11 protein-coding genes are annotated in these 18,226 nt (G+C 41.4%); 1 reads left to right on the forward strand and 10 read right to left on the reverse strand.

The window, feature by feature from the left end; genetic code table 11:
* Positions 1–50 precede the first annotated feature (50 nt).
* Positions 51–365: a 2Fe-2S iron-sulfur cluster-binding protein gene (locus AC58QC_RS00225; protein WP_497413198.1), complete on the reverse strand. Its 315-nt coding sequence runs from the start codon at positions 363–365 to the stop codon at positions 51–53.
* Positions 358–1,641 (reverse strand): DUF455 family protein, encoded by a 1,284-nt coding sequence (locus AC58QC_RS00230; protein ID WP_497413199.1) that lies wholly within the window; start codon positions 1,639–1,641, stop codon positions 358–360. Before AC58QC_RS00230 ends, AC58QC_RS00225 begins: the two co-directional genes overlap by 8 nt.
* Before the next feature lie 144 nt (positions 1,642–1,785).
* On the opposite strand from AC58QC_RS00230, the gene AC58QC_RS00235 reads away from it, so the two are divergent.
* Positions 1,786–2,676: a helix-turn-helix domain-containing protein gene (locus tag AC58QC_RS00235; RefSeq protein WP_497413200.1), complete on the forward strand. Its 891-nt coding sequence runs from the start codon at positions 1,786–1,788 to the stop codon at positions 2,674–2,676.
* Positions 2,677–2,761: 85 nt separating this feature from the next.
* Here AC58QC_RS00235 and AC58QC_RS00240 read toward each other — a convergent pair whose 3' ends face one another.
* The 8 genes from AC58QC_RS00240 to AC58QC_RS00275 all read right to left on the reverse strand — a co-directional run bounded on the left by AC58QC_RS00240 (position 2,762) and on the right by AC58QC_RS00275 (position 18,225).
* A complete protein-coding gene (locus tag AC58QC_RS00240) occupies positions 2,762–3,091 on the reverse strand; it encodes an L-rhamnose mutarotase (protein WP_497413201.1) in 330 nt (109 codons plus the stop codon).
* Between the two features lie 41 nt (positions 3,092–3,132).
* Entirely contained in the window at positions 3,133–4,686 is a 1,554-nt protein-coding gene (locus AC58QC_RS00245; protein ID WP_497413202.1) for an ABC transporter substrate-binding protein, read from the reverse strand.
* A 75-nt stretch (positions 4,687–4,761) separates the two neighbouring features.
* Positions 4,762–5,649, reverse strand: coding sequence for a carbohydrate ABC transporter permease (locus tag AC58QC_RS00250; protein ID WP_497413203.1), 888 nt, complete (start codon positions 5,647–5,649; stop codon positions 4,762–4,764).
* 24 nt (positions 5,650–5,673) lie between these two features.
* Positions 5,674–6,651, reverse strand: a complete 978-nt coding sequence (locus AC58QC_RS00255) for an ABC transporter permease (protein ID WP_497413204.1) — start codon at positions 6,649–6,651, stop codon at positions 5,674–5,676.
* 209 nt (positions 6,652–6,860) lie between these two features.
* Positions 6,861–9,221, reverse strand: a complete 2,361-nt coding sequence (locus AC58QC_RS00260) for an AraC family transcriptional regulator (protein WP_497413205.1) — start codon at positions 9,219–9,221, stop codon at positions 6,861–6,863.
* 249 nt (positions 9,222–9,470) lie between these two features.
* Entirely contained in the window at positions 9,471–11,825 is a 2,355-nt protein-coding gene (locus AC58QC_RS00265) for a glycoside hydrolase family 95 protein (RefSeq protein WP_497413206.1), read from the reverse strand.
* A 232-nt stretch (positions 11,826–12,057) separates the two neighbouring features.
* The gene (locus tag AC58QC_RS00270) at positions 12,058–15,564 is read right to left on the reverse strand and encodes a discoidin domain-containing protein (protein WP_497413207.1); all 3,507 of its coding nucleotides are present in this window, start codon (positions 15,562–15,564) and stop codon (positions 12,058–12,060) included.
* Between the two features lie 342 nt (positions 15,565–15,906).
* Positions 15,907–18,225: a DUF5703 domain-containing protein gene (locus AC58QC_RS00275; RefSeq protein ID WP_497413208.1), complete on the reverse strand. Its 2,319-nt coding sequence runs from the start codon at positions 18,223–18,225 to the stop codon at positions 15,907–15,909.
* Position 18,226 lies beyond the last annotated feature (1 nt).

An 18,226-nucleotide genomic window follows, 5' to 3' on the forward strand; every position in this document is an offset into this window, starting at 1 on the left:
AAGCTCCTCCCGCGTATTATTCCATAGATCCTGAACCGATATATACAAATTCAAATAGCAGTTTCATTTTGTTTGGGACGTTTTCGAGATACTACTTTCTCCAACACAGCATCACTTCTGCAGGTACTCAAACAAACTAATCGGATATTCGCTTCAAGCTCTTGCGTAGAAATTGAGCATTCATCTGCATCTAATTGCTGAACGTCCCCTTCTGTAACCTGAAATATACAAGTGCGGCATGTTCCGTTACGACAGACATAAGGAATAGATACACCCTGCCGAATTGCCGCCTCAAGAATGAGTTCATTAGGTTTTACAGAAAAGGATTCTGCACTGTGTGTCAAGGTGATCGAATAATCAGCCATGCTTCTTCCCCTCAATCTCGACAATTTTGGCTTTAATTCGACTAGCAAAAGGTTCATAATTATGCTCTTTTTTCTTCTTGGTGATCCAATTATTCCAACGATCAATAGTCTCTTCCTTCATATCTTCCAAAGCATCCATATCCCCGCCAAGACGATGTAATACCCATTTATGTCCATAAGCTAAATGAATGCTCTCGTCTGCCCAATCGTAATCAAAATCCTGAGAACTTGCTGTATCGCCAACCTTTTCAAACTTTTCCTTTAAACCTGACTTCCAAACTCCGCCTCCTGTTTCAAAACGATGTAAGAGCGCAAGTACCGCTAATTCCCCTTGATCGGAAACGGAGATATAATGATCTGCTACAACCGGATAATCGATCCCAACTTCGAAGCCCCACGCCTTCATTCTTTCTTCGCCCATCATGCAGTGCCGACTCTCATCAAACGCCCATCGCGAACAATTCAAGTAAAATTCCCATGGCATATCGTTCCATTTCCACATGACGAGTGCAGGAATTTCTGCAGCCCAGATTTCGTTGACATGATTAATTCCTTGAAATATTTGAAGTTCAATAAATCTGTTCGGATCAACTTCCGGTAAATGATAAATGGCTGGCGTAAACTTAGGATCACGTCTGGGAACGAGTGGTGGTGTGTATTCACTCCTATTGACTATCTCTGCAGGTAAATCTCTTGGTCCTTTTGCCTCTGCTAATAATCCACCAATATCTGATAAGTAGGTTTGCAAAGCATTTTCCCATTTCACATATTCATCTTGGACTTTACTCTCTGGCAGCCCTGCGAAAAGAAGTTCAGCTTCCTCAATTTGCTCTTGAATTTGACTAGCAAATCCCTTCATAAAAGCGACGGTCGGCGCGTCATCAAGCGGATCTGCATCCTGCAAATAATTTTCATATGCGGTAATCAATGCTTTTTTAGTAACAAAATATACGCCGCTTAAAAGCTCAGCATCATTATTACATTTGATTAGCGAAGCTAGATATTGAGAAAGCTTGGGGTTGTGATCTTTATCGACATCCCTACGTGGATATCTCATCTCTAGAACGCGAGTTCTTAGTGCATCTGCCCGTAATGAATCCTGCCAAATGTGATGCGGTAGCTTCTTTTTGACTTCCCAATTTGAAACATTGACATGGAAACCTCCTAAGGTTCTCATTAATTCCCGTTCCACAAAATATAATTTTTTTAAAATATCGGACGCTTCTTCAACGGTTCTTTTCCCAGGTTGGCCCATTACAAGAACTTGTTCATTCATAAGTTATTACCCCTTTCAATTATGTTTGCTACTTATGAGACTATTGTCACATAAGATTGCATTAGGTTATATAGATAAAACACTCACCTTTTTGACCTTTTGTAGCGTATAATTAAAGCATTCCAAAGTGAGGAGTTCAATGAAATGAAACCGTTTATTTACTTCTCCATTCCAGATATCACAACTACCTTGCAAATAAATGCTTTTCATATCGAGGTCGTTGAGCCTGGTTGGTCATATCAAAGTCATTTCCATCATTCGTTCGAGCTACTCTATTGTTGGGACGGTACAATTACACAATGGCTGGATGGACAACCGATTTTTTTTAACACGGGGGATTGGCTTTTGATTCCTCCTGGCATTAAACATAAGTCCAAAAACCATTCAACCTCGTCATTTACCTATGTATCTTTTATATTTGATATTGACGATCCCGATTTCCGCCGTGAACTTAAACAACTCTCGAACTCATTGGTTACGTATGAGGATGCACTGCAAACACAGCTTCCTGTTTATTTACAACAACTAGATCTAATCATTCAGAGTCAAATGGCTTCCGAAGATGCAAATACAACCCTTCTACAGCTTGCTATTCATGATCGGCTTGCTTTACAGGCATATATTCTGCTCATGCTAAAAGACGTTATATTGGTTTTGAAGAATCACCAAACAAAAAACAAAGAAACAAAAGACGTAAATGCTTACCAAATGGATTTGGCTAATCGCATGGAGCAGCTGCTTCAAGATTCACTTAATACGCCTAACTTATCCGTGCAAGATATTTATAACAAAATAGGCATGAGCCGCAGTCAAGCATCCAAACAATTCGCCAAAATATTTGGCATGTCACCACGACAATATATCACTTCCCAGCGACTGCTTCAGGCCAAAGAAAAGCTGATTCAAACCGATCAACCCATTGAATCCATCGCGGAAGAGCTTGGTTTTGCATCATTAAGCCATTTCAGCAGACAATTTAAAAAATTAACAGGTGTCTCACCGTTAAATTACCGGCCAAAACATCAAGTCCGTTAGAAATCCATTTCTTACAAGAAATCGAAAAAAAATAGATAGGGCGATTTATAGATCGCCCTATCATTACATTCGAAATAATGCCTATTTAATCCAGATGAAATACTTCCTCCATCTCCGCCCACCACTCACCCTCGCCTCTTGTACTTAAAGGTTCTTGGCATGGTTTGCATACCTCCCACCATGATTGATTCTTCGGATGGTTTGACATTTTAATCATGTCCTTCTCGAAGTCATTTCCCACATATTCCATGTAGGAAAAGAGCAAACAATCTTTAAGATATATCGAATAGTTTTCAATATTGCTTTCCTTGATGATCTCCAAGATCTCAGGCCATACAGCCGCATGAAGCCGCTTATACTCGGTTATTTTTTCAGGTTTCACTTGGATTACCCACCCAAATCGCCTTCTTTGCATTTTATCCCTTCTCTCATCGTAAATTTCGCCATAAAATATGACTATTTACCTCGGGATTGCTTCCAAGCGTCGATTTGCTTTTGTTCTTCAGCAATAATTTTGTCACTGCCTGCCTTTTTTAACTTGTCAAGGAATTCCGGCAACATTTTGTCCGGATCGACGGAACCGGTTTCGAGCAATGGAATGTATTGTGCGGTAACCGTACTTGATTGAGCGATTTCAGTTTTCACCGGCGTTGGATCGAAATTGAAGCCTAGCAACGGAGACGCGGTCGCAGTCTGGTTGATTTTCACAGTTTCATCCCAAATTCCCGGTTTTTGACCCGTACGATAAAACCCGTTGAATTGATTGCCGAATTCCCAATCTGTAACTGGATCATATCCGCTGTCTTTGATCGCTTCAACAGTCGAATCGTCCACTTTCTTATAATGTTTACCTTCGATACCATGAGAAAGTAGGTTATATAATTGTTTGTCTTTAAATAAGAGATCTAGCAGCATGACTGCTCTTTCCGGATTTTTCGATGATTTGCTAACACCGGTCATGGTAGCAATAATTGAGCTTGTCAGTAAGTATGACTTGGACGTTGTCACTTGATAAACAGGTTTTCCTCCGTTCAATCCTTGAGCTTCCACATCGCCGCCTGGTTTAATGTTGCCTAAAGGTGACACTGCGAATTTACCGGCTTTTGCATCCGCAGATGAATCCGCCAATGTTGCCGCATCTTTGCGGATATAGCCTTTTTGGAACCAATCTTTCATTGTTTTCAAAAAGTTTTTATACTCATCCGTCTCAAACTGATTGATAACTTTCAATGAAGTATCGTTTAATTTAATCGTTCCGGGAACATTGCGTCCTGCCACTTCGTCGAGTCCGGAAGCAACGATCTGCGATCCAAAACTAAACATACCGCTTTTGTCCATTTGGAATGGAATCATTGTTGGATTGTTTTGTTTTACCTGCGCCAAAAACGGAGTCAGAGAATCCAGGTTTTGGAAGACCTCTGGTTTGAAGCCGTACTTGTCAGCTAAATCTTTTTGAACGGCAAATCCATTGGTCATTGCCCATATTTGGTAGTTAGGAACAGCATATATTTTCCCATTCACTTTTAGAGCATCCCAGCCTATTTTCGGAATCGTTTGCATAATCGTCGGCGCATACTTTGGAAGTAAATCGTCCAGCGGGATAAACGCTCCTTTATTTACGTTCTGATAGTAATTGTTTGCCCAGTTGGCGGTAAAAGCAAGGTCGTAATTTTCACCACTAGCATTAATTACCTGCATTTTTTGATCAAAGTTGCCCCAGTCAATCGCCTTTAAGTGTATCGTGACATTCAGCTTGTCTTTTAAAATCTTGTTCATTTCTGTTTCTACAGAAGCAACATCCGCTTGCGGGGTTCCATCGAAATACCAAGTCAACTCAACAGGATTAAGCTTTGGCGCTTCGGAACTTACAGGAACCACTGTCGTTGCCGTGGTGGGCGCAGGAGTAGGGCTTCCTACTTCATTGGTCTTGCTGGCACATCCCGTTATCAGGACGGAGAGGGCGAATACAGCAGTTAAAAGTGAATAACCAGTTTTTTTGACATTTCTCATGTTCTTTTAAACCTCCCTAAGAATTTTTTTATATATATTGCAACGGAGTTACCCGTTAAAACCATGGATAATTGCTTAGCCTTTTACAGCGCCAACCGTTAATCCTTTGATGAAATATTTTTGGAAGAACGGGAACACGAACAAAACCGGTCCAGCCGCAAGTATAGCGATCGCCATCCGCGCCGTTTCATTCGGCATTTGGCTAATATCAATCCTTATGTTGTTCGACTGCATAGAAGTTGACAAAAACTGAATATTGTTAATAATTCGATACAACATATATTGCAGAGGAATAAGCTTCTGATTGTCGATATACAGCATCGCCAGCCACCAGTCGTTCCAATAAATAAAGGCGATGAATAATGCAACTGTAGCCATGGCCGGCTTGGTTATCGGCAGTATAATTTTATAAAAAATTTTCCATTCCCCTGCCCCGTCGATTTTCGCCGATTCGATCAGCGCCAGTGGGATATCAGATAGAAATCCTTTCATTAACAGTACGTGCCAAGGAATAATGGCATAAGGTAAAATTAAGGCAAGCAGTGTATCGTCGATATGCAAATACTTTTTCACCAAAATATACCAAGGGACCAAGCCTCCATTAAACAAGAGCGTGAAAAATACGATGAATGATAACGCGTTCGAACCGCGAAAATCTTTGCGTGACATAGTGTATGCGAGTTTTGCTGTTAACAGCAGACTAAATGCTGTCCCTATCACCGTAACCGTGATCGAAACTGCATAACCGTTGATCAGCGTGCCTGGACTTTGCAGTAGGAAATTGTACGCGAACGTAGTGAACGATTTCGGAATGAGTCTATATCCTTCTGTCGCAATATCCGATTCTTTCGAAAATGATATCGCAATCACGTATAGAAATGGAATGATGCAAAAGATGGAAAACACAATAAACCAAGCATGAATAAGCCATTTCGACGGAGTCATTTTTCTCAGCGCATTCATAGTACCCCTCCCCCCCTTCTACTATTAGAAGATTGCGTTCTCTTTATTAAACTTGCGGACGATAAAGTTCACAATAATGACAAGTACAAAACCGACAACCGATTGATATAGCCCCGCAGCCGTTGCCATTCCGATGTCCCCAGATACTCGCAACGCACGATATACATACGTATCAATGACATCCGCCGTTTGGTACAACGCTCCGGAATCTGCGGTCAGGAAGTAAAACATCCCGAAATCCGAATAAAAAATTCGGCCAATTTGTAAGATCGTAATCAGTATGATAAGCGGCGTCAGCATCGGGATTGAAATGTTGCGAATTTGCTGCCACTTCGAGGCGCCATCGATCGAGGCTGCTTCAAAATAACTTTTGTCGATCCCCATAAGCCCTGTATAGAAGATGAGCGTCGAATAACCGACATTTTTCCATAAATAAGATAAGCTTAATATGATCGGCCAATATTTAGGTTCAAAATACCAATTGATACCAGTCCAACCAAACTGTTGAAGCAGGTGATTGATCACACCAAGCTCCGGATTCAATAAGGCGTACGTGACGTAACTGACAACGACCCAAGATAAAAAGTAAGGAAAAAACAAGGTCGTTTGATATACTTTTACGGCTCTACGGTTGAGTTCAAAAAGCATAAGCGCAAACCCAATCGACACCGTATTCGTTATGACAATAAAACTAAAATTCAACAAAATCGTATTTCGTGTTACCTGCCAAGCTGCATCCGAATTGAAAAAGAATTTAAAGTTTTTCAAACCGATCCAGTCGCTGCCCCATATGCCTTTGGCAAAGTTGAAATCCTTAAACGCCAATACCAAACCGAACATTGGCAAATAATAAAATACGATGACAAACAGTAAACCTGGAACCGCCAAACTGACCAGTCCTTTGTTACGCAAAAATTGTTTCCAAAAATTACTTTCTTTTTTCTTACGAACACGCAAAGCCTTTTTAGGGCTTGCGACGTGTTGTTCAGCTGAGTAAACCATACCGAATCTCTCCTATGCCTAGTCTCTTTTTATTCATTCACTGCCTACAAACAAATCTTACTTACTTCAACCCAAAAACAATAGTGTAAATACGGGCCTTTAGTTTATTTTTCACTGTAAAAAAAGGCGTGTACTGTACTTTTCAATCAAGTACAGTGCGCGCCCGGACAAAAAAAACAGATAAAACGTGAAAAAATAAGGTTCCATAGTTACAGTTTATTTTGAATCTGCTTTATATTCTGATTTAACATATATTCTTTCGGAGTTGTCCCGAACCTCTTCTTAAACAACTTATAAAAATAACTTTCATTTTCCATTCCTATCTTCAACAAAACCTCTTTGATGCTGAGTCCAGAGTTTTCCAGCCACTCAATCGCCTTATTCAGCCGTACCTCGTTAATATAATCAGCCACTGACATGTTCGTCCTACTGCTGAACAGTTTGCTAACCAACTTTGGCGAAAGGTTCAGCTTATCAGTGACATACTGCAAGCATAATTCCGTATTCGAATAATCCGCCTCGATTAAATCCTTTATTGTGTCAACAACGATTAACTGTTTCTCGTTTTCCATACTTTCCGTTTTAGAAATAATGTCCTTAAATAATTGCGCTATGCACTCCTGTAACTCGAACAACGTTTCAAGTAAAAACAAGCGTTCGGTCAACAAATTGAAATTAACTCGGATCGGCTCCACCTTCGCTCGGCTGATCTCGTCTACGGTCGTTTTCAACGTATTGACCAAGTTCATCACGGAAAGCATTGCGTTATTGTAGTTCAGCGCTGCAATTTCATTGAAAATTTTCTCCAGCATTTCTTCTGCAACTGAGAGACTTCCACTTTTCAAAGCATCAATCAACTTCTTTTCTAGCATTGCGGAATACCCCAATTGGGGGTTATCCGTATGCGTTTGAATCATGCGGCTAGTTATAATACACGACTTACCATAAATCAAACGATATAAGGAGTTGTTTATTGCGGCATAATGCTTTTCGGTCATTTGTGTATGATTCGACGCAGGCTCACTAATACATACTGAAATGGAAATATGATAATACTTCATTATATAATTCTGGGCTTGCTTCCATAGCTCAATCAACTCAGCGACAGTTTCCGGCGCGTCACCCACATTCATCACAAACGCAATATAGTCATTTTTCATTTCCACGGCTTCGCAGCTATATACCTGACTGATACATTCCGAAGCAATGTTCATGATCCCGAACAAACAAAGCGCTTGATCCCATGAGCTGATCTTCTGTTTAAACTGGCTATATTCGTCAATTTTCACGATACAAACGACGAACGAACGATCCACCTCTAAACGAATAAGCAAGTCTCGTTGCGCTTGTTCAAACTCTTGGGTTAATACAGATTGGCTATCAATGAGCAATTTTCTTAAAAAATACGCTTTCATCACTTCTTGCTCGGAGTATCTGCGTTGTTTATACTGGTGTATCTGCTCGATCGACTGTTGGAAAGCTTCATTTAGGTAAGAGAATTCATCTTTACCCTGACGAAGTTTCGGTTCATTATCGGCCGATACGATTTGACGTACCAATCGATCGATTGGCGTATACAGTCTACGCGATATGATGATAGAAACGAAGAAGCCAATTAACAAAAAAACCACAGTAATCAACCAAAAGGTTTGTTTTATCGTATTGATTTTCTGGAATACCTCGTCATAGAGTTGCGCTTTAACTAGCGTCCAGTTCATTTTATCAACATAAGTATAAGTAATGAGATATTTTCGCCCGTTCAAATGACTGATAAAATAATTGGTCTGATCTTGTAACGTATTCTTCTGTGTTTCTTGTTGGCGCTGAAACGTAGTTTTTAACGAAGAGAGGAATGGTGACTCTGACGAGTTGTCACCGACAATTTCGCCATCTGCATCCAAGATCATAATTTTGTCTTGCTTTTGCTCATCCACTAAGTTGATATTCTTAATATTATTTAACAGCCACTCCGTGCTTGCATTAACGATCAAAGCTCCTTTGGGCTGGTTTTGTTCGTCTCTAAAATCATACATCAAATACGTGACGACATTCTCGAATCTCTTCTTATCTCCACCAACGTTATATTCTATTTTCCTGGAGATAGGCTTCAGTGTCGGCAGCTCCTTGCCTGAATGAAGCAGCGCATCCAAGTTGATGTCTTTAAACGTAAAGTCGCCTTGCGTGGAATAGTAAACTTTTGAATAAGCATTGTAGAAATAAATGGAATGAATAAACGGATTCGTATTGACAATAGATGCCCTGATCGTATTGATTTCTTTTAACGTTTCCCCAAAATCTAGATCATTGCTGTACATGATCGTTTGAATATCCGAATTGTAATACAGTGAAAAAACGGAATTGAGAATCATATCGTTCATATAATCGATGTTGAATTTGACTTGAGATAGAATTTTCTTGTTCGCTTGGTATTCATTATTCAATATCGCTTGTCCTGCGTTCCAATAGGCAATCAAGGCAAATGAAGTTAACGGAAGCAACATGGCGAGTGTAATCCATTGATACATGCTGCCTAAGAACTTACGTTGCTTCTGATTCCGAATGATGTTCATGCTTGTCACCTCGACTGATAGATATTGTGAGAAATCTAAAAATTATCAGCTGAAAGTAAATTTTTGGTAGTACCATCACACCAAATTTACCATAGGTTATTGTTCAATTCAATAATTTCTATGCGAAGCTAAATTTACAATGCAACATTAAAGTAAAAGCACCGCTTCGGGCACTAAACATGCTAAAGCGGTGCTTATTTATGGTTGCTTATATGGCGCTTACCTCAGAAGTTCGTTTTATTCAATGTTTTACAAGATGAACTTTAATTGAACAGGAAAATTGGCTTTAAGCTCAACCTGTGTTCTTTGATCCACCACAATAAACTCAATCGTCTGATCTGTCTTCGTTGCACATAGATTTACTTGCACTTCTTCACGGCTTAGATCCCATTCCAGTGTAACTTCTATACTGCCATGTGCCAGCATCGGTCCAGCCGCACCCTGCATCCAGCTCTGAGGCAAGGCATGGAGAACACGGATTTTCCCTGGCGTGGAGAGCATCAGCATTTCTTGTACCACAGCACACCACCCCATATTGGCGTCAATTTGAAAAGGGGCCATTGGTAATTCAAACGTCAGACCCATATCTCGCCAATCATTACACAGCGTAAATAGATTACTCAATAAATTGGCTCTGCTTAGCTTGTCAAAACACTGGATTGCTTCCTCGCCTTTCCCCATACGCGCATAAGCATTTGCTATATACATAAACGACCAAGCACATTGCTCTCTCAGCGTTCCATCATTTGAACGGTTTTCAACCGCTTTAACGAAAGGATTATACTGCGCTGGAGAACTATCCATATCGATTTCAGAACCTGGAAATAACGGATAGATGTGCGCCAAATGGCGATGCTGATCATTATCGTCAAAATCAGGATGCATCCACTCACGAATCGCTCCATCTTCATTCGTTTGATAAGCCGGAATTCGTGCCAACATATCGCTCCACTTCGCAAATTCACCCTCATACATTCCTACTATTGGTGCTAAAGTAACTAAACTCGTTAGTACTTCCTTAGCTACTGCATAATCCATAGTCGCATTCATCGTTGTTTCCATGACACCGCCAGATTCATAACCGTCCAGATTCGACTCTTTCATGTAATTACGCGGCGTGTTTTCCGGTGATACGGACGGACTAATGACAATGAATCCATCCTTGCCAATCGTGAAATAATCCTCATAGAACAAGGCTGTCTCATAGAGAAACGGCAAGGCCCGCTCACGAAGAAATCCTTCGTCTAGCGTATGCTGATAATACTTCACATAGAATTGAGCAATCCAACCTGCACCTGAAATCCAATGGATAATGTGAGGATAAATAATTTTCAACAAACCGGACTCAGGTGTAGTCGGTGCCGGAACAAAAATCCCTCCGCATCCAAATAATTGCTTAGCATTGGTCCGAAAATCCTCCAACTTACCATCCATATAATCAAATACAGGATGCAGCAGCTCTGGCATGTTACCGCTTAGTGCTTGCCAATAGATCATTTGTAGATTTAAATTGACCATATGGAACGCCCATAGAGCGTTATATTCGCCGCACCACAGTCCGTACAAATGGCATGGCTGTCCGCCTTCACGGGTGCTGGAAATCAGCAGATAACGACCAAATGACCACATTTTCTCCATCAACGCCAATGATTGCTTGCCCTTATAAGCATCCATCAGATATTCTTCATTACATCGATCTCTGTCCCCAGCATTTAGATCAAACTTCATTGCATGAAATAAGCGAGAATGTTCACGAACGTGACGCTCCAATAGAGTTGAATAATCAGCAGCAATGCCATTAAGTTCATTTCTCAACTCTTGCCAACGCTGCTTTCTTTCACCCTCCGCGAATAATTGAATGAAGATCAACACCCGATTTGCATGTTTAATTTGTAAGGAACCCTTCTTATCAGACATGCTTCCTCCATCCAACACAACTCTAGCAACGGCTCCAAAATCTGTTCCGTTATCATTTTTCACGGCATAGTAGAGATTGTTTTCTTCACTATAAGACTGTTTATTCTCTGCTAATGATAGCTCCAAAGCCGTTCTGAACTGCTCGGGTTCTCCATTGCCATGTAAATCAAATTTCATAATACATGATAGTTGACCAGGTTCTGAACAACGAAGTTCATACACAAGGATGTCATCCGTACGGGAGGCAAACAAAACACGTTCATATCTAGCTGTTCCTTCCAGCCATGAAACGGTTACTTCGCCCGTTTCCATATTCAACGTCCTACTGTAATCCTGGAAACCTTTACTTTCATGCATGATGATATGTAAATCACCAAGAGGCAGTGGCAGCGCATGTTCAGCGTTATATCCAGCTTCTGATAATGCATTAGAAAGAACGTGGTCAGCTACTTCAGCTTTTCCCTGAAGTAACAATTCACGTGCAAGCGAAAGCTTGCCGCTTACATCGGGGAGGTCAGCTGTAATTCCTTGTGTCCACAAATCCGCATGATTCAGTAATACCGTCTCTTTATAAACACCGCCGTACACAGAAGCCCCAAGCACTCCATTGCCAACGGGTATAGCCTCTCGCCATTTAGCTCCCCAATAGGATGATGGATACATATTCTTCAATACGTTTCTGGCCATACTTTCACTCCTATCACTACTAGTACTGACTTACTGTTTGTTATCTATATGTTTCACAATATCCGATTTAAGTTAATGATTAAACTCAAATAAACGGAAAGTGCTGTTAACCGGACTCAAAATCACGTAAAAAACTCCGATTTTCAGAACAACAGGGAATAGACAATAAGCACTTCATATCGCCAAAGGCAATAAGAAGTGCTTACTGCTTATTGATTAAATAAGACTCATCTTAATTGCCATAAACCGCAAATTCCCAAATACTTCCACCCTGGCCTTGCGTATTCGTTAAAGTGATTCGCATGTATCTTGCCGTAATACTTCCTGCATTGGTATCCGTACTTGATGTCTGAGTCGTAAAGCTTCCCGTATGGTCATAATACATGTTGTACGTACTATCATCTGTTGAATATTCAATTTTATATTTAAGACCTGTTGATACGAAATTCGTATTTACACTGGTAATGGAATAGTTCGAGCCTAAATCTACTTTTAACCATGACGGATCTGCTGCTCCACTTGCTTGTGCCCAGCGTGTTCCTATATTGCCATCCACTGCTTTAGGCGCATCGTATGAAGTTGAATAGGTCGATGAAGCGGTAGCCGTCTTCCCTTGAGAAATCGGAACAATCGGAATTGAGTTTCCATATACTTTGAATTCCCAAATACTGCCACCTTGCGATTGCGTATTCGTTAACGTGATTCGCATATATCTTGCCGTAATACTCCCAGCATTGGTATCTGCACTTGAAAGCTGAGTCGTGAAGCTTCCCGTATGGTCAACATACATGCTGTAATTAGTACCGTCTGTTGAATATTCAATTTTATATTTAAGACCTGTTGATACGAAATTCGTATTTACACTGGTAATGGAATAGTTCGCCCCTAAATCTACTTTCAACCATGACGGATCTGCCGCTCCACTAGCTTGTGCCCAGCGAGTTCCCATGTCTCCATCCACTGCTTTGGAAGCATCGTATGAAGTTGAATAGATCGATGAAGCGGTAGCCGTTTTCCCTTGAGAAATCGGAATCAAGCTACCATATACTTTAAATTCCCAAATACTTCCACCCTGCGATTGCGTATTCGTTAACGTGATTCGCATATATCTTGCCGTAATACTGCCTGCATTGGTATCCGTACTTGAAGTCTGAGTCGTAAAGCTTCCCGTATGGTCATAATACATGTTGTACGTACTATCATCTGTTGAATATTCAATCTTATATTTAAGACCTGTTGTTACGAAATTCGAAATTACACTGGTAATGGCGTAGTTCGCCCCTAAATCTACTTTCAACCAAGATGGATCTCCCGATCCGCTGGCTTGTGCCCAGCGTGTTCCCATGTCTCCATCCACTGCTTTAGGCGCATCATATGTGCTTGAATAAGTCGATGAAGCAGTAGCTGTTTTCCCTTGTGAAACTGGTGTTTCAGTCGGAATTGGCGTAGGATCTCCTTTAACACTGAATTCATTTATAGCCGCATCGAGTCCTTGCGTATCCACAAACGTGATTCTCATATATCTGGCTGTAACCGCAACTCTTGTATCTGTGCTTGCAGTCCTGAATTTATCTATTTTGTTTACATACATGTTGTAAATCGAATCATCGGTCGAATACTCGATCTTATACTTTACTCCACTGCCAGAAGGAACATAAAAATCTGTATTCACACTATTCACCGAATAGTTAGCGCCTAAGTCTACCTTCAACCATTCTGGGCCTGCCGCTCCACTGGCTTGCATCCATCGTGTTGCCGTATTGGCATCTACAGCCTTGGATGGATCGTAACTTGAAGCACTGGATGAAGCTGTCGCTGTTTTCCCCTGGGAAAGCAAGACTGGCGTAGTGGCTCCTGGCGTTTGAAGATTAGGGGTTGGCCCATCCCCTCCACCTACACCTGCATTAGCAATGATGGCTTGCGCTGTTGTATCCCAAGCATAGCTCGTTACTGAAGTATTATTAGTTACTGGATTGCTTCCACCCGTACCGTTGGATACCAATCCTGTTGAATAGTAGTTATAATAACCACTGTTGTTATGCGCGTCTAAAGGATATCCATTACCCGTACTTGTGAAAATCCACCATGGCCCGCTAACGGAATTTAACGAACTTATGACATTATTTGAATCAAAAAATCCAGCTGATCCATTATCATGGTAAAGATAAGCATAATTATTTTTGTCTGCATAAATGTAATTGTTGTAAATTTCCGATCCCAGTTGGCTGCCAAGCGTGTATATGCCTCCACCATCATTCATCGTTTTCATATAATCGTGAATCAGGTTGTGGTTAATGATGTTATTTTTAGCCACGGGTACCCCAAGCGTATCTGCTGTACCCCAACCCCAACCCATTGATATGCCGCTATAGGGGAGATCATACAACGAATTGTGCGTAATAATTGTACCTTCCGTGTAACCAACGAAAATCCCTACATTATCAAAATATTCAGCGCCAATTTTAGTGATGGTATTGTTAGAAATCAGGTTATTTTTCACAATGATTCTTGCATCGGTCGGATGATGATCAACCGCACTATCTATTCCTCCGATGTTGATACCATTTCCGGATATATCTGTAAAGGTGTTGTGGTCGATGACATTATCCTGGCTACCGTATTCAAAATTCAAGGCAGCATTTCCCATATGTGTAAAAAGACTATTTTTCACCACTATGTTTTTTGCGGCGCTAAAGGTAACACCAGCAGGAGTTTTTGCGTGATCCAACCACCCTGTTCCTTTATAAACATTCCCCCCTTGGCCATCCGGATAACTTAAATTCCCATTTGGTTCCAGCCATGTATTATATGCGAAGGTAATGCCATCAAATTGGATATTATGAATGACACTTCCCAGTGTGCCCGTGCCGCTTACAAGAGTTTCGAGAGTCGCAGCGATTACTGAGGAAGTTGCGATATTTTCGGTCGTAAGCGGTTTATAGTAAAGCCATCCCGTTGTACGATTCAAGTACCATTCACCGGGGGAATCCAGCAGTTCATATGCGTTTTCTATCCAAGCTGGTGCTTTGGGACCATATGTCAAAGTTTGAGCCAGGGCATAGCTCCAGCCTGGCTGCTTCATTATGGCTTTGCCTGACGAAATAGACGAGATACCCATTCGAAATGATTTCCAATTCATATAACTTACAATCTCTATATCTGATACGTTCCCCCAGCTTCCCATATTAGCATAGGTGCCTGTTGTTGGGATCGTATATCCAGTTGAATCCGGGGTACCAAATCCAGCAGGATTTGCCACTCCTCTTGCACGCGTTGCTCTAACTCCATTCACATATAATTGACGCGTTTGTAAGCTTGTTCCCACGTTTGCCTTGTAAATGCCGTTAACGTCTGACTGCCATGCCGTTCCCGCTATTTCGGTTCCGCCGCTGATAACAGGAGTCTCTCCATTATAAGCTTTGTAAATGACATTATAGCCATTCGTTCCCGAATCCAAAGATGTAAGTGCCAAAGTCGATGTAAAGGTATGTGTTCCGCCTCTGAGGTTAACTACAATATCACCTGTCATAGCACTATTTATCGTACGTACAACAGCTTGCGCTTTCTCAATTGTCTGAAATGGTGAGGCAAGGGATAAGCCATCATTACTGTCACTTCCAGTTGGCGATACATAATAATTTGCTTGTACGGCTGCAGATGCGTTCTTTGAGAAACTCATCAAATTGATAAGGGAGAGTATCATGCAACCTAATAAAACATAAGTAATTAATTTCTTCAAACGTTATTCCTCCTTTGATTTCGATAGATCTTACCAGCATTCTCTCTCCATGCCTCGAATCTTTATCTCTCCATTTTTAGGATGTATATTTCCACACCACCTCCTTAGAATGAAAAACAGAAGAAACCATGCCTTTGTACAATAATTACTGTAAAAGACATGGCTCGTATCTTGAGATTAATCTACATGCTTCACATTATCTGAAATAAGTTCATATTTAAACTCAAAAAAACGGAAAGTACTCTTAATTTGGACTCAAATTTACGAATATACCTCTGATTTTTGGAATCTTGACAAAAAGAGCACTTTTCTCAAAGAAAAGGAACTCTTTTTCCATCCAAATTAAGTCTGATATGAAAGAACTGTTTCCCACATATTCACAATATCTGTAAGCCTTGTTTCAGGTGTTACCTTTAACTCCACCAAACTGCCTTTTCTTACCTTGCCCTCAACCGTCGTACTAAAAGGTGCGTGCAGCTTGAAATCTACATCCCATGACTTGGGCCAAGCAGGAAGCAAGTAGATTTCTTTGCCGTAAGACTGCATCAGCATGTCCTGTAAACCGATCATGCCCGAGCCGCCCCAGTTATGATCCGGCAGCCAATCGTGCCCAGGTCCCCAGTAAGCTGGAAAGCGTGTTCCGGAATCCTCTAATTTACGAATCGCTAGTTCAGCCGCCTCATCCGTTAACCCCATTCTTGCGCAAAAGATAGAATCCTGATGCCAGCTGATGTGATTTTTCTGACCCTCTTTCTCTACACCATAATGCCATGTATTAATGGCAATCTGTACATTATCCTTGCCAATTCCGTATTGCTCATATGGGAATACCGGATACAATTGCGGAATTTCAAGATTGATAATATCCGTCCAATATTGGGCTGGAGCAATTGTAGTTCGTCCATTGATATCCCGATAATTCAACGGCGGAATACGCTTCAAAAGCCCTACATAGTAAGCGTGCTTCTCGTCATTGAGATATTCAGCAGGCAGTTTCAAAACAGCCTCGACGGTTGCTTGCATGGCCGCTATAAGATCCGCAGGATTCACGGCATTCTTATAGGTTTCACATGCGGTTGAAGGAGAGAACACCAAATGCCCGTTGTCATCCAATTTTTTGCAGGTATTCAAATAGTTCCGATACTGGTAGTGCTGATCAAAAAAGCGAATAGCACTTTCAATCAAAGGCAGATATTTCGTAATATCTTGTCCGCTATATTGATGGTATTTCATGATCATGAAAGCGAATTCCAGCTGGTTTGTATAATAGTAACGAATCCAAGGACCAATTAGCTCGGTGGGATCGGAATAGGGTGTTCTCAGGTGCGTTTTATCATAACTGTCCAGCCAACCCCAGCCCCAGCCAATCGGCAGTCCGAAATTCTCCATTTGCTCTGTAAAGGAGCAGCCTTCATGTCCCCAATATTCCTTGGTTCGCAGTTCAGCATTCGATAATGCATTCAGATAGAAATCGAATTGCGGCAGACAGAGCTCGAAATCGCCGCTTTTCAGCATCGGCCAGTAGACCAACCGCTGGTTTTGTGCAACAAAGCTTCCTCCACCCCAAAGACGGAAATCAGGCGTTTCCGAATGCAGATCTTTTTCCGGTACAACATAAGAAGGATCACTGGTGAACAGACCTCCGTTAAACTTGGTCGGATATTTGCCTCTTGGATTACAGCCCAGCATATATCGGAAAAGGTTATAATTTCGGCCTACCTGCCATGGCTTACTCGTATGATTCGCTTCATCAGGTTGAATACTTATGAAGCTTCGCTCCCAGTATGCTTCCCAATAATCGCGTGCCGCTTGGCGTGCTACTGCAATTTCTGCCAGCGTCTTCGCTTTCAAAGCGTAAACCTGCTCCTTCCATTCTTCGATGGCAGCGGCTTGACTCGTATTCATGCTAATCGAGACAGCGTGATATTCCTTTGGGGCTTGACTACTTATTTTCCATCCTGTGAAGGGTGTTTGGATATAAGTGCCATCTATGATCCCATTTGCAATCATGTCCGTTCCTAACATTAGTCCGCCAAAGGTTAGATCGGATTGTGGATTCCACATCTGTTCCTTCATATGATTCAACCCTTGCTGCTCAACCAACTGGTCAAATAAGAGTCCCTCATTCTGATTACGGTGATAGAACATAATATCGTTTGCCGCAAAAGTAACCGTGTCCGGCTTGGTAGTTACCTTTCCGGGGTATCCCCGATAACTTATACAAGGCATGCGTTTGTCGAACGGGATTTCCCTTTCCCCCATTCGCCAATTTTCATAGATCGCTTCGACGTGAATAGGCTGACTTGCGAATACTTCGATATGGGCAACAGGTTTATCAGTTTCAACCCATAGGTCCAGCTTCGCTTCGAGCCCGTCTTGATTCGCGCCACGAATTTCAATATACCCTTCTCTCAGCTTCAGCTCCTGACGGAAATAATGCTTATCTGCGAATGGATTGGGGTGCAGCCTGATTCGGACACGACCTAATTTAAGCATTTGATTATTTTCATCAAAGCTGCCGCTTCTGTCGATATAGAATAGAATATCCCCTTGCTCCACCCATACGTTCAAACCTATGTCATGCCCTCCAACGGGCATATTTTCACTGGAGTTTTGACTCTGACAGTGCCAGATGACATTATACTTTTCTAAATTTTTCATG

This window comes from Paenibacillus sp. J22P51 (assembly GCF_059692215.1).

Coding starts and splice junctions, on each gene's coding strand:
- AC58QC_RS00235 (WP_497413200.1), top strand. CDS start 1,786: ATGAAACCGTTTATTTACTTCTCCATTCCAGATATCACAACTACCTTG.
- AC58QC_RS00245 (WP_497413202.1), bottom strand. CDS start 4,686: ATGAGAAATGTCAAAAAAACTGGTTATTCACTTTTAACTGCTGTATTC.
- AC58QC_RS00275 (WP_497413208.1), bottom strand. CDS start 18,225: ATGAAAAATTTAGAAAAGTATAATGTCATCTGGCACTGTCAGAGTCAA.
- AC58QC_RS00225 (WP_497413198.1), bottom strand. CDS start 365: ATGGCTGATTATTCGATCACCTTGACACACAGTGCAGAATCCTTTTCT.
- AC58QC_RS00255 (WP_497413204.1), bottom strand. CDS start 6,651: ATGGTTTACTCAGCTGAACAACACGTCGCAAGCCCTAAAAAGGCTTTG.
- AC58QC_RS00240 (WP_497413201.1), bottom strand. CDS start 3,091: ATGCAAAGAAGGCGATTTGGGTGGGTAATCCAAGTGAAACCTGAAAAA.
- AC58QC_RS00250 (WP_497413203.1), bottom strand. CDS start 5,649: ATGAATGCGCTGAGAAAAATGACTCCGTCGAAATGGCTTATTCATGCT.
- AC58QC_RS00265 (WP_497413206.1), bottom strand. CDS start 11,825: ATGGCCAGAAACGTATTGAAGAATATGTATCCATCATCCTATTGGGGA.
- AC58QC_RS00230 (WP_497413199.1), bottom strand. CDS start 1,641: ATGAATGAACAAGTTCTTGTAATGGGCCAACCTGGGAAAAGAACCGTT.
- AC58QC_RS00260 (WP_497413205.1), bottom strand. CDS start 9,221: ATGAACATCATTCGGAATCAGAAGCAACGTAAGTTCTTAGGCAGCATG.